Genomic DNA, 13,746 nt, shown 5'->3' with positions numbered 1-13,746 from the left:
TTTATTTTGATCTAATTCTTTCAAATATAATATGACTCATTCACTTCATCGACTGAATAAGCCACAACCTTATTTTTACCCTGCTCTTTGGCTTGAAACAAAGCACGATCGGCTTTTTCTAACAATGCCATCCAACTGGTCGCACTAATTGCCACCCCAATACTAATACTAACTTTCAAATCAGGGCAGCGTACATTATCAACTGACTTCGCTTCATAAATCTCAGAACGAATCTTTTCCGCAATTTTTAAAGCGCGCTCCATTCCAACATTTTCAATCAGCACAATAAATTCGTCACCACCGTAACGTACCAACAAGTCAGAAGTCCGAATATTTTCTTTTAATTTTTCAGCCACAAACTGAATCACCTGATCCCCCATCAGATGTCCATATACATCGTTGACCTGTTTAAAATGATCAATGTCGATCACCATTAAACAAGTCTCCGAAAACTGAGTCGGCTGATTTTCCAAAAGTTTAATGTATTCATTCAACGCATAACGGTTTGCAACCCCGGTTAATGAATCCAAATGCGCAATATTCTTGAGTCGAAACTCCAACGCATCTCGCTGCTGAAGCGTCTGTTTTAACTGCTGAATTGCTGTAAATAAAGAATACATATTGGCGGGTTGATCTTTGGTATCCATCGGGTTGGGGCGAATACTGGAATGGGATAAATCAAACAGAATTTCACGCGCTTGAATGAGTGGACTAAACACTCTCTTACGCGCATAGATCATGGTAAACAGTGCCGCAAAAATTGAAATGAGTGAAATACCCACCGTTGTGAGCAAAATATTTTGTGCTTTATGCTTTTCAATGATGGCTTTTTCAACGCTATATTTGAGTAAATAATTTTGCAATTCCACCACGGTCGAAAATTTATCAACGATTGCTTCAGTTAACTGTGTCCCCGTTAAATAGTACGGTCGATGGTAAATACTTTCATTCATCAAGCGCTCAACAATCAATAGCCCTTTGGCTAAAAACTCGTTATAAACCGCTTGATGCAGCACTTTAAATTCTTCGGTTTTATCACGCTCGGGCTGTAAGGTATCAATGAGTTCCCACAAATACATCACTTGCTTCCGAGTCTGTAAAGAACGCGCTAAATTGGTTTCAGGAATCGGTTGTTTAAAAGCCACATGCGCCATCACATTGGATGCAGCACGACCAGCCTGATCGCGTAAGTCCGCTAATAATAAAATTTGGACATAGAAGTTTGAAACAGCGGTGTCTTTGCCTTCAGATACAGCGATTACGTCTTTTAAAACATCATGACTACGATCCCAAGCATTGAACATTTTTAGGATGGCTTGATCCATGGTCTCGGCATTACGTTGCTCACGTGGTAGAGCTGCATAGGCATCTACCTGTTGTCTGCCTTGCGTTAAAGCTTCATCTAAACGGTCAAATAAACTTAAATCTAAATTTGGGAGGTTCGAATGCTTTAAAACCGCTAAGGTCTTTTGCATCTGCTCATCTACCGTGAGCCGATACAGTTTTAACTCAAGCACATGCTGGGCAAAGTCTTGCTGATTACTCGACATGAGCTTGTTGGCTGGCGCACGCTCTCGTGAAATCTTATTGGCCAAGTCTGCAACAGCTTGTAGGGCTTGTATTTCAGTTAAAGCTTGGTTGGTTTTGATGTAATCGCGATAACTTTTGACCATCAACGGAATGGATAAGCTGCACAATGACAAAATAATAATGCTCATTGCAATATACAGCTTTTGACTCAAATACTCAGAGCGTATTTCTCGCATACTTCAACCACGCCCCCATTCCAAAATAAAAGAAAACCAAATTAACTGTTCATTATACGAACAGTATATCGTGTATTTAAGTGATTAATTCTTTGTTTTGCATCGTTTTAAGATTTCATCAGCCCCAAATGATCACGGCTAAACTTTCACGCACCTATGAAAGCTAAGTAAATCAATCCTTAATAATATTCATGTTTAGTGTGAATTTCATTCAATATTTTCTAATTTTCCCATTTTTTAAAGTGTCTATATTTACACATGCAACATTTAGGTGCATAATGCACAGTATTGGGGCGAATTAGAGTGTATCCTCAGCAGATATTCTAGTTTTCCCACAAGTTTTGGCGGAAAAAACCAACTTCTAAAAGAAGTTGGTTTTTTTTTGCCCGAGTAAAAGTTTTTAATGAAAAATATAGATTGATAATTGCACTATTTTGGTGCGATAAATTCCAATCTATTTTTATTCAGAAAAAAAGAAGATCTCGAAAATTTAAATAAAAAAAAGCCCAACCTTGGGGAAAGTTGGGCAGATAAACAAAAACTGTTTGAGGAGAATTAGCTTCTCAGAAAACAACAATATTGTTAAATGATTCGCTAAAATTATTATGAAATAAATCTGCTCTATTGTAAAGCCAACCAAAGCACTATGGATTAATATAATTGCATAATTATTGTGAGAGTTATCACAAATCCAGAGAAGATATGTACATTATGCAATCAAAAACCGTGTTTTCTGCGCTAATTTTAGGCATTTTTTAGACTTATGACACAAAAACGCCTATGTTTGAGGCACTTCGTTTAACTTTTTTACCGTTTGTTCTTATTATATTAATCTAATTTATCAATCATAAATCAAGTTCAGTACAATTCAATATCACTCATTCTCTGTTTTCTAAATAGATATACCCTATTGTTCTGCTGTAAGTTTTTTTTGGTTGACATGAATATGCTCAATTGAGCACTTTTTAACCTTTAGCATAGTTAGAGTAATTACTCAATAATGTAATACCATTAGAGTTCATTGACTTAATAAATTGTTACAATAGAATAGCCTTAGTTTAATCCAATGTTAACAATCTGGTAAATATCATGAAAAAACTCGGTTTAGCCACTGCTTTATTATTAGCCATGACCGGTGCTCAAGCATACCAATTCGAAGTACAAGGTCAATCTGAATACCTCGATGCGTCTGCTGCAAATGACAAAGATTTTACTGGCGGTTTGCAAGGTACTTTCTACTTTAAAGATGTTGATTCATCTAAAGGTCCTTTAGCTGAAGCTGCTTTCTTAAACCAAGCGTCTAATGTATCTGTAGCGTATAACTATGCTGAACTAGATGCTGACGTAGTTGCTCACAACTATGGCGCTAAAGCTGAAGCTTATGTACCAACTAAATTCGTTCCTGCTTATGCAAGCGCGTCTTACAGCCACACTGTTCTTGATGGTAAAAACGGCGAGTCAAATGACCAAGGCGACCGTTATGCTCTTGAAGTGGGTGCTTTAGCTGCTCCAAACTTCTTGGTTGCTGTAGGTTATACTAGCGTTGCAGACCAATTTGCTCTTGATGCATTCAACGTAATGAGCAATGGCGCGGTTAAAGCTGTTGGTGAAACTGTAACAATCGGTGATGACCAAGACGCGATTACTGCACGTACTAAATACGTAGGTAACATCGACGGTACTAACATGGCGCTTGGCTTAGAAGCTGGCCTTGTTTATGGTGACGACACTGCGTACCAATTAAAAACTGACCTTTACTTAACACCTGCGTTAAGTGTTGGTGCTTCTTATGTTGAATCAAGCTTTGCTGGTACTCCAGATTCAGCTTGGGGTGCGAACGTAAACTACTTCATCACTCCAGCGATTGCTGTAGGTGCTAGCTATGTAAATGCTAATGCTGAAAGTGCAAATCTTGATACACAATCTGTTGGCGTAAACGCTAAATTCCGTTTCTAATTCAATTTAGAAACTGAATAGAAAAAAGGACGCTTTAAGCGTCCTTTTTTTTAGTTTGTGGCTCTGACTAAATTTAAGAAATGTAAATGACGCTCATATTGGTCAATAATATCTTGCAATAGATCATCTAAAGTCCAATCCATCACATCATAATTCTGCCCACCTTCTCTTAAGAAAACTTCAGCTTGATAAAACTGCTGTTCTTCAAGTCGATCTGCCATAAAACTGGGTGGCTGGGTTTCACGGGCAACCACCTGATAGATGAAGTTAATTTCATTATGGTGATCCACGCGTAACTGCAAGCCATGCTCAATCGGTTGAATGGTCACGTCTAGCTGACGGCGCTGAAATTCCTTTTGTACCGCTGAAAATGCATGTTGTACTTGCTGGCCAATGAACTCTTCGACCTCAGACTGGGTATGTGGATAATGCATAATCAGACCTAGACGCTGTTGCCAACTGCGTGGATTTTGAATCGCACGTGGCGTGATTCGCGCATCTTGTAGTGCACGCATTTTGGTGACATCCAAACGCAGTGCTTTCAGTAAGCCCCAACAGACCAACAACATAATCAAAGTAAAGGGTAAGGCACTCATAATGGTGGCCGATTGTAAGGCCGAAAGTCCGCCTGCCATCAGTAAGATAATCGACAGTAACGCAATCAAAATGGTCCAAAACAATCGTTGCCATAAAGGTGAATTTTCTGTTTCTGCGGTTAAGTAATCAATCACCAATGAGCCTGAGTCGGCAGAAGTCACAAAGAATAGCACCACCAGAACGGTCGCAATCAGGCTCGATATTTGAGAGAAAGGTAAATGGGTCAAAAATTCAAACAGTGCGACGGATGAATCTTGTTGTACCGCTGAGATTAAAGAAGTGTGCCCATCTTGAATAATACTGAACAGCGCTGCATTCCCCATGAAGCCCATCCAAATCAGGGTAAAACCTGTAGGAATGAACAACACCCCGACAATGAACTCGCGAATTGTTCGACCTTTAGACACTCGGGCAATAAACATTCCAACAAAAGGCGACCACGAAATCCACCAAGCCCAATACATAATGGTCCAACCGCCAATCCAACCATTGGGTTGATAGGCATAGAGGTTGAAAGTCATCGTGAACAGATTGGATACGTATTGCCCTGCATTTTGAATGCTGGTTTGTAAGATATAAATAGAAGAACTGGCAAAAAACACAAATAGCAGTAAAACCACTGCCAGCACCAAGTTCAATTCAGATAGCCGTTTAATGCCTTTGTCCAAACCAAACCCGACTGAGAGCGAAGCTAAAAAAGTGACAAAAATAATCAGCCCGACCTGAATACCAATACTTTGCTGGATACCAAATAAATAATTCAGTCCCGAATTAATTTGGGTCACCCCAAAACCAAGTGTGGTCGCAACCCCGAAAATGGTGCCTAAGGTTGCAAAGGTATCAACCGCATCTCCCGTTGCACCATAGATTTTTTTGCCCACCAAAGGATATAAAGCGGAGCGAACCTTTAACGGCAAATTATGTCGGAAAGAGAAATAAGCCAGTGACAAGCCCACAAGCGCATAAATGGCCCATGCATGTAATCCCCAGTGGAAAAAGGTGATCCGCATCGCTTGTTGTGCGGCATCTAAGGTTTGCCCTTCCCCTGTTGGCGGGTTGACATAATGCATCACGGGTTCAGCGACACCGAAGAACATCAAACCAATCCCCATCCCTGCGGTAAACAGCATGGCGAACCAAGAACCACTGCTATATTCAGGCAGACTATGATCAGGGCCGAGTTTGATTTTCCCCATATCGGAGAGTGCAATAAAGATCAGTAAGATCAGAAATAACGCGACAGATAAAACGTAAAACCAGCTAAATGAGTCAATAATCCATTGATTTAAATGTTTGGTTAAAGCCTCAAAACCACTTGGGTCAAAAAGAATCAAGGCCAGAAAAAGCACCAGAATCACGACAGTGCTGAGAAATACATTCCGTTTGATGTTTGCAAACAGCGATGGCTTTATGGAAGGCATAATTCCCCCAGAAAATTATTTTTAGTACAAAGATATAACCAAAATGGTTAATTAGACGAGTCTAATAAAGAGTGAAGAATGAATAGCTTAAAATTTAACGATTCTGTTCCATCATAATTTATGTTTAAAAATAAGGCAGTGCGAATCCTGTAACAGTTTAATTTTCTTTATGATCATTGGGTCGATGCTGAATATACTGCAAGGCAATCAAGCGTGAGACGACTAAAGCCAAATACATCACCCCACAAAACATCTGTAACATCGCAATCATACGAGCCAGCGGTGTCAGTGGCATTAGATCGGACAAACCTGTCGCCGACTGCAAACTAAAGCTTAAAAATAATAAATCGAGCCATGACTGTGCGCCCGCCACATTAGGATTTAAAAAGCTATTGGGTTCTAAAATCTGGCAAATGCTATATAAAAAGGCAAAACCCCATGCAATAAGCGTAAACACTGCCCCGGCAGCAAATAGCTCATCTTTGGTCAAATAACGGTCTGCAAACATATAGCGCAGCAAGCCATAGGCCGCAATAAAATAGGCCATCGCCTCAAAGGCATGACTAATCACCAACAGCATTGGATCTCGCGCACCCAGCAAAATCAGTAAGGAAAAGAACAATGCCCCACCAACAAAACTCAAGCCGAGGATGGTAAACACGGGGGTTTGGCGAATGACCTTGGCAATGAGTAACAGGACCAAAACACCTAAGCCCCAAACCAATACACGTAAGGACAGGCTATGGCCGCTCAACAGCGCCAAAATCAGCATAATAAATTGCAACAGCAGTAACCATGCTGAAGGCAGTAGACGGAAGCCTTTCCAAAATTCGACAAATACTTGCATATGCAGCCTGTTATTTTTAAAGCCAAGTTTGATTGGTTCTTATTCTCGCTTTTTTAACTTAGCATGAATAGCCACTGAAACCGATGCTTTTTATTCGTGTCAGTCGATTCATTTTGTCCAACAATTTGAGTACTGCTTGAGTACTGAATATCACAATCTAAGTCTTTCAGCATTCAAAGCCAACACAGTTAAGAGCGTCAACACCATAAAAAAAGCCCCGATAAAGGGGCTTTTTTTAGTTCAGGTTCAGATTAGTGATCTGAAGCACCTGAGATACCAATACCTGTTTGCGAACGTACATACTGCGCATCAAATGCTTTACGTTCTGCTTGTGCACGTGCTGAGTTATCAGTCACAGAGAACAACCAGCAGCAGAAGAACGCCAATGGCATTGCAAAGATTGCTGGACCATTGAATGGGTTCACTGGCGTTTCAGAAATACCCAATGTATCGACCCAAACGGCTTTAGATAAGATAATTAGTGTTACTGCAGTCACTAGACCAATCACACCACCAATCACCGCACCACGTGTGGTTAAACCTTTCCAGAACATTGACAGTACAAGCACTGGGAAGTTGGCACATGCTGCTACAGAGAATGCTAAACCGACCATGAAGGCAACGTTTTGTTTTTCGAACAGAATACCTAAAATCATTGCAAAAATAGCAAGACCTAAAGTCGCGATTTTAGACATACGAAGTTCAGATTCAGGAGTCGTTTGACCTTTCTTGAATACGTTTGCGTACAAGTCATGCGAGATTGCTGAAGCACCTGACAAGGTCAGACCTGCAACAACAGCAAGAATCGTTGCGAACGCCACTGCTGAAATGAAGCCCATGAACAAGTCACCGCCCAATGCATCAGACAAGTGAACCGCTGCCATGTTGTTACCACCAACAAGCTCTAGCTTGCCCGTCACTGCCATTTTCGCGACATCAAGGAACTGTGGATTGTTGGATACATAAAGGATCGCACCAAAACCAATGATGAAGGTTAAAAGGTAGAAGTAACCAATGAAACCTGTTGCTACAACCACTGATTTACGTGCTTCTTTAGCATCTTTAACGGTAAAGAAACGCATTAAGATGTGTGGTAGACCCGCTGTACCGAACATTAAAGCCAAACCTAAAGAAATGGCATCAATTGGGTTCGCTGCAAGTTTACCTGGGCCCATGATATTGCCCGCTTCTGCTAAAGAAATGTCATGTACTTTAGAGAAAACTTGAATTGACTGTGTGAACATTTCAGAGAAGCTGAAGCCCACGCCTTTCATCACCATGAAAGCCATGAATGTCGCGCCAGACAAAAGCATCACAGCTTTAATAATCTGTACCCAAGTTGTTGCCAACATTCCACCGAAGATCACGTAAGCCATCATCAGAAGACCAACAATTACTACAGCAATGTTGTAGTTCAAACCAAATAACAGTTTGATCAGCTGACCTGCACCCACCATCTGAGCGATCAGATAGAATGCAACAACAACCAATGAACTTACTGCTGCAAGCGTACGTACTGGTTTTTCTGCTAAACGGAATGACACTACGTCAGATAAGTTGAACTTACCTAAGTTACGTAGACGTTCAGCCACCAAAAACAATACGATTGGCCAGCCGACCATGAAACCCAATGAATACAGCAAGCCGTCGAAGCCTGAACTGAAAACCATTGCGGAAATACCCAAGAATGACGCTGCGGACATATAGTCACCCGCAATCGCTAAACCATTTTGGAAACCTGAGATCCCGCCACCCGCTGTGTAGAAGTCAGCAGTGTTGGTGGTTTGTTTTGCTGCCCATTTGGTGATGAGCAAAGTAAATCCGACAAAAATACCGAACATGATAATGGCATGCCAGTTTGTCGCTTGCTGTTGAGCCTCACCCAAATCTGGGCCTGCAAGTGCTAGACTCGAAGCCAACAGTGCTGTAGCAGCGACTGCAAGCGCTTTCAATGAATTCCATTTCATTAGTGCTGTCCTTTCTCTTGCGCAATGGCTTCGACTTCACGCATTGCTTCTTCATTTAATGCGTCGAGTTTGTTATTCGAGATATACGAATAAACACCACACAAAACAAAAGACAATACAATAATGCTTAGACCCAATGGCATGCCAATTGTGGTCACCCCACCACTGACTGAAGTCATTAAAAATTCTTTGTTGTAGCCGACCAACAACATGAAACCAACGTATACAACCAACATAATAGTTGTCAGTGTCCAGCTCAGTTTACTTTTACGACTAACCATTTCCTTGAATTTGGGATTTTGTAGAATCTGTTCTACTTGTCTCTCATCCATAACCATACTCCTGTCTGTATCCAACCGTAGATACAATTTTTTAATTCGAATTATTACATTTGCTAAAGTAGCAAGCTTCTGTATTGGTTGTAATTTAGACTTTGGTCTGTAAATTTTAAACAAGCTCAGCAGCCTCTATCCGAGATGCGCTATGATGGCCGAGATGATGGAAAAACTTTAGGTAAAATGAACAGCTGGCTCATTATCGGGGTATTGGCCCTCTATATCGTCTTACTCTTTATCTGCGCCTTTTTTGGTGAGAAACACGCCAGCCGCCTGAGCACGCGTGGGCGCATGCTATTGTTTAGTTTAACTTTAGGGGTCTACTGTTCATCTTGGACCTTTTATGGCGCAACAGGTGCAGCAGTTCGTGAAGGCATTATCTTTCTGCCGATCTACCTTGGCCCACTACTTTTCGTCGCACTGGGCTATGACATTTGGCGTCGTTTAGGCCGCGTCCGTCAGCACCATGCTATTTCATCGATTGCCGATTTTGTCGCTGCACGCTATGGTAAAAGTGGGCCTTTGGCCTCAATGGTGACTATCCTCGCCGTCATTGCGATTATTCCTTACTTAGCCCTGCAGTTACGCGCTATTGCACTCAGTGCCGCAGTGATTTTAGAACCCACCGCAGGCAGCATCGCCTCAACCACCAATGGTGTACTGTTCCTCACTGGTATCTTGGCTATTTTAGCCATGATTTTCGGGACCAGACAGATTGCCAATACAGAACAGCATGGCGGTCTGATGTTGGCGGTTGCCTTCGAGTCTTTTGTCAAACTGTTTGCTTTGCTGTGTGTCGCGCTCTTTTTCGTGTTTGCTGCGCCTGAAAACATTCATCAAATCTCTAAGGATGTTGCAGAGACTTTCCATCAAGTACAACTCATTGGTGTACCCGATACGTTTTGGATTCAAACCTTGTTGGCTGGACTTGCGATCATTTGCTTACCGCGTCAGTTCCACGTCGCCGTGGTCGAATTGCGTGATGAAAAGCATATTCGCGGGGCACGTCGCTGGTTCGCAGTCTATTTAGTTTTGACCATCATTGCCATTATCCCCATTGCCAGTTGGGCACTGCATGCAACGCCAGGTTACTTAGCGATCCCCGATGTAGCGGTTTTGTCTTTACCTTTAAGCTATGGCCAAGACTGGTTAACCTTATTGGCCTTTTTAGGTGGCTTCTCTGCCTCTACGGGTATGCTGTTGGTGTCTTCAGTGGCACTATCGATCATGCTCAGTAATGACTTGATCATGCCTGCCTTATGGCGTACCAATTTACTGTCCCGCCACGATAAACGCTTACCTTTGGTGCTTAAATTTACCCGTCGGGTCTGTATTTTAGCCGTCATGCTACTGGGCTTTTTGTTCTTCCATTTTTTCAATGATATTGACCAACTTTCAGTCTTTGGCTTGTTGGCCTTTAGTGCGGTGGCTCAGTTCTCACCTGCCCTCATAGGTGGTCTGTACTGGCGTGGCGGCAGTAAACAAGGTGTCTATGCAGGTTTATTGGCCGGTTTTGGTATGTGGGCCTACACCCTGCTGTTACCCACTGTACTGCGCAGTTTGCCTGCTGAATATTCACACTTTACCGAAAGCTTTCTCAATTTCGGGCCAATGGGCATTAACTGGTTACGCCCTGAAGCCCTGCTCGGTTTTGAATCCTTTGCCGCACTTACTCATGGGGTGGTGTGGGCACTGGGTCTGAATATTATTTTATACATTTGGATTTCCCGAATTTTCCGCCCCAGCGTGGCCGAACAAATTCAAGCAGAAAGCTTTTTCTATTATGAAACCAAGCCACTGCCAACACAGAGCACGTCTACAGACATCAACTACATTCATCACGATGTTGCACGTTTAAAAGTAGGTGATTTAATCACCTTAGCCAAACGGATTACGGGGGATGGCGCAACCATGCGCGCTTTCCAACAGTTCTGTGCACAGAATAATGTGGTGCTGAATGAAAACAGCAATGCCAACGGCATGTGGTGGCGTTTTACTGAACAATATTTGGCAGGCACTATTGGCGCTGCCTCGGCACGTACCCTGCTCACCACCGCAATGGTCAACAATGGCCTCGCTTTGGGGCAAGTGGCAAACATTCTAGACCAAGCCTCACAGTGGCAACGTTTTAATCAAAACCTGATCATGACCATGATTGACCACATGACCCAAGGGGTGAGTGTGGTCGATGAAAATATGTGTTTGGTGGCATGGAATAACCAATATTTAAAACTGTTTGATTATCCGAAAGACATTGTCTATGTCGGCTGTCCAATTTCTGATTTGATTCGATATAACGCAGAACGCGGCGAGTGTGGCCCGGGTTCGGTTGAAGAACATGTACGGAAACGGATGCACTGGATGCAAGTCGGTAGTGCGCACGAGTTTGAACGAATTCGTAAGGATGGTCGTGTCATTCAGATGCGCGGCAATCCAATTGAAGGCGGTGGCTTCGTCACCACCTTCGCCGACATTACCGCCTTCCGTGAAAACGAAGCCATGCTTGAGGCGCGGGTCCAAGACCGAACTCAACAGCTGGCAGATGCATTGTCTGAACAACAACTGGCGCGTGAACAAGCCGACAAAGCCAATATGTCGAAAAGTCGCTTTATTGCCGCGGCCAGTCATGACTTACTGCAACCGATGCATGCTGCACGTCTGTTCAGTACTGCTTTAGAACAAAGCGTACAAAGTGAAGAAGACCGTAAAACCCTACAACAGCTTGATCGTGCCTTACACGGTGCAGAAAGTATGTTGTCTGCATTATTAGATATTGCCCGTCTGGAAGGTGGCACCATTCAACCCAACCGTCAGGCTTATCCGCTGCATGATTTACTCAGCGACCTCGAATTGCAGTTTAAATCCATTGCCGCACAGCGCGGTATTCGTTTTAGCGTACATGATGCTCAGTTCTGGATTGATACTGACCCTCAGTGGATTCGTCGTATTATTCAAAACTTTGTCAGTAATGCCCTACGCTACACTGCCAAAGGCAAAGTGGTGGTGGGGGTACTCCGCTCCACAGACAAGCCACACCATATTCGGATTGGGGTGTGGGATACAGGACCTGGGATTGCAGAAGAACAACGGATTAAACTATTCCAAGAGTTTGAGCGCTGTGGCCATACCTCACCGTGGGGTGAGCAAGGGCTTGGCTTGGGTTTGGCCATCGTACAACGGATGACCAGCCTGCTCGACTACCCAGTGCATGTCTATTCAGAGTATGGCAAAGGGTCATGCTTTATGATTGAAGTACCCATCATTGACCCACCAAAAGTCGTAGCAGCGCCTGTACAAGCGGTACCACTCAAAACCAAAGCTTATAAGATTTTGTGCTTGGACAATGATGAAACCATTTTAGAAGGGATGTCGACTTTACTCACCAAATGGGGCTACCAAGTGTTTAAGGCAACCGAGCCTGAGCAAGCTTTTGAGATGATTCAGCAAGAAAACATTCAGGTCTGGTTGGTCGATCAGCACTTAAATCATGACAAAATTGGTTTGGACTTTATTTTGGCCAATCGCCAAGAAAATGTACCTGTTGCTTTGATTACCGCAGACTCAGATCCTGAACTACCACAACGGGTCAAAGATATGAATATAGTACTGTTGAAAAAACCGTTAAAACCAGCCTCTTTAAGGGCATGGTTATCGGGTTTAAAAATTTCAAATCCTGAATAAATTCCCTACATTTGCTCACAAAACCCAAATCAGATGGCTTGGGTTTTGTCCTTTTTAGGCCCTGTATATACAGCAAACTGACTAAAGTTTTAAGGATTTCGACCAAAGTGCTCATTTTCAGCACGTTGAAGCTCCACAATATTGGCTAAAAATTACACATCCACTTTTACTATGGCAAAATACACCAGTTACATTAGTGAACACTTGTATACTTAGTTACAATTTCTCAAATGTTTGTTTTATTTAGACTAAATATACATAAAAACACAAACTACGACTTTAGTCGTATTCATCTCCACATGGGATTGGCAGATAACTAGGACTAAGAAAAGATCAGTTTTTCTACCTATATACCCCTTCCTTCGCTGAAGAAACTGATCATCCTTCTCTTGGAGTTTTATGATGAACATTTCTAAAGCAATGCCACATGGCTCAGATCAGTCACAACAATTTTTGCGCCAGTATAGTGCCAATGCCTTTTTACCCAGTATTGACTGGGTCGAACTCTTTAAACAAAGTAGACTCAACGAGACTCATGTTCAGGCCTTAGATACGCTGTATCACACCGCTATTCCCCTCGCATTACAAGTGTTTGAACAACTCGACTTTGATGTGTTTCGCCCCGCGGCTTACCAACCGCAAGGTTTAGGTCTATTTGAAAAACTTCAGCAACAAGAAGACCCGTTCTTGCTGGCATTGGAAGCCGAATCCAGCGGACTCAGTGAAGATGTGCGCCATCAAATTTGGAGCATGCTCCTTCGCGGCGGTGCAGTTTTGGTGTTTAAAGCATGGCTCGGTAAAGTCAAAACCGATCAGGATCAACTCGACACCACCCAGTTTGACCAATTGTCGGATCTGCTCTTTATTAAAACACCACCGCAAGTCTTGGCGGATCGCTTAAGTATTGATGCGCAAGGAACACAAGACCATATTTTCCTCATGTATGACAACGAAATCTACTTAGACCGTTTCAATAGCTTGGAAACAGCGGCTTTATTTGTCGATCTTGGCGTGTATGATGCGGCCTTTTTAAGTCTGCGCGATGACCGCGTTGCGGCTTATTTGAAACAACAGGGCTATGTCTCTGAAGAGCAAATTGATGATCTGCAATGTGCTTTAAATCCTTTATTTTGTACCGATGTCACCAGCAAACAAAACTGCTTGGCTTAAACTCAA

Annotated in this window: 8 protein-coding genes; 3 read left to right on the top strand and 5 right to left on the bottom strand. The window is 42.6% G+C overall.

All coding sequences use genetic code 11. The features are described 5' to 3' along the window. Nucleotides 1–20: 20 nt before the first annotated feature. Nucleotides 21–1,766, bottom strand: coding sequence for a GGDEF domain-containing protein (locus tag WH214_RS02375; protein WP_339422035.1), 1,746 nt, complete (start codon nt 1,764–1,766; stop codon nt 21–23). Nucleotides 1,767–2,855: 1,089 nt separating this feature from the next. Between WH214_RS02375 and omp33-36 the strand changes: the two genes are divergently transcribed. Further along, a complete protein-coding gene (gene omp33-36 / locus WH214_RS02370; protein ID WP_087011854.1) occupies nt 2,856–3,722 on the top strand; it encodes a porin Omp33-36 in 867 nt (288 codons plus the stop codon). 50 nt (nt 3,723–3,772) lie between these two features. On the opposite strand, the gene WH214_RS02365 is transcribed toward omp33-36, so the two are convergent. The 4 genes from WH214_RS02365 to WH214_RS02350 form a co-directional block, all read right to left on the bottom strand. Beyond that, on the bottom strand, nt 3,773–5,740 hold the full coding sequence (locus tag WH214_RS02365; RefSeq protein ID WP_151836429.1) for a BCCT family transporter: 1,968 nt from the start codon (nt 5,738–5,740) through the stop codon (nt 3,773–3,775). Between the two features lie 157 nt (nt 5,741–5,897). After that, the gene (locus WH214_RS02360) at nt 5,898–6,587 is read right to left on the bottom strand and encodes an ion channel (protein ID WP_004691682.1); all 690 of its coding nucleotides are present in this window, start codon (nt 6,585–6,587) and stop codon (nt 5,898–5,900) included. A 251-nt stretch (nt 6,588–6,838) separates the two neighbouring features. Then, on the bottom strand, nt 6,839–8,554 hold the full coding sequence (locus WH214_RS02355) for a cation acetate symporter (protein ID WP_005401536.1): 1,716 nt from the start codon (nt 8,552–8,554) through the stop codon (nt 6,839–6,841). Beyond that, nucleotides 8,554–8,886: a DUF485 domain-containing protein gene (locus WH214_RS02350; protein ID WP_004691685.1), complete on the bottom strand. Its 333-nt coding sequence runs from the start codon at nt 8,884–8,886 to the stop codon at nt 8,554–8,556. The genes WH214_RS02355 and WH214_RS02350 overlap by 1 nt, the downstream gene beginning before the upstream one ends. Before the next feature lie 186 nt (nt 8,887–9,072). Here WH214_RS02350 and WH214_RS02345 point away from each other — a divergent pair, with 186 nt between their 5' ends. Together WH214_RS02345 and WH214_RS02340 are read left to right on the top strand one after the other, a co-directional pair. Continuing rightward, the gene (locus tag WH214_RS02345; RefSeq protein ID WP_339422964.1) at nt 9,073–12,570 is read left to right on the top strand and encodes a hybrid sensor histidine kinase/response regulator; all 3,498 of its coding nucleotides are present in this window, start codon (nt 9,073–9,075) and stop codon (nt 12,568–12,570) included. A gap of 402 nt (nt 12,571–12,972) precedes the next feature. Beyond that, a complete protein-coding gene (locus WH214_RS02340; protein WP_004978226.1) occupies nt 12,973–13,740 on the top strand; it encodes a hypothetical protein in 768 nt (255 codons plus the stop codon). Nucleotides 13,741–13,746 lie beyond the last annotated feature (6 nt).

This window comes from Acinetobacter sp. MYb191 (assembly GCF_037572605.1).
GTDB classification, from domain to species: domain Bacteria; phylum Pseudomonadota; class Gammaproteobacteria; order Pseudomonadales; family Moraxellaceae; genus Acinetobacter; species Acinetobacter johnsonii.
Note: the sequence above shows the minus strand (reverse complement) of the source record. Positions and strands in the feature narration are given on the sequence as shown.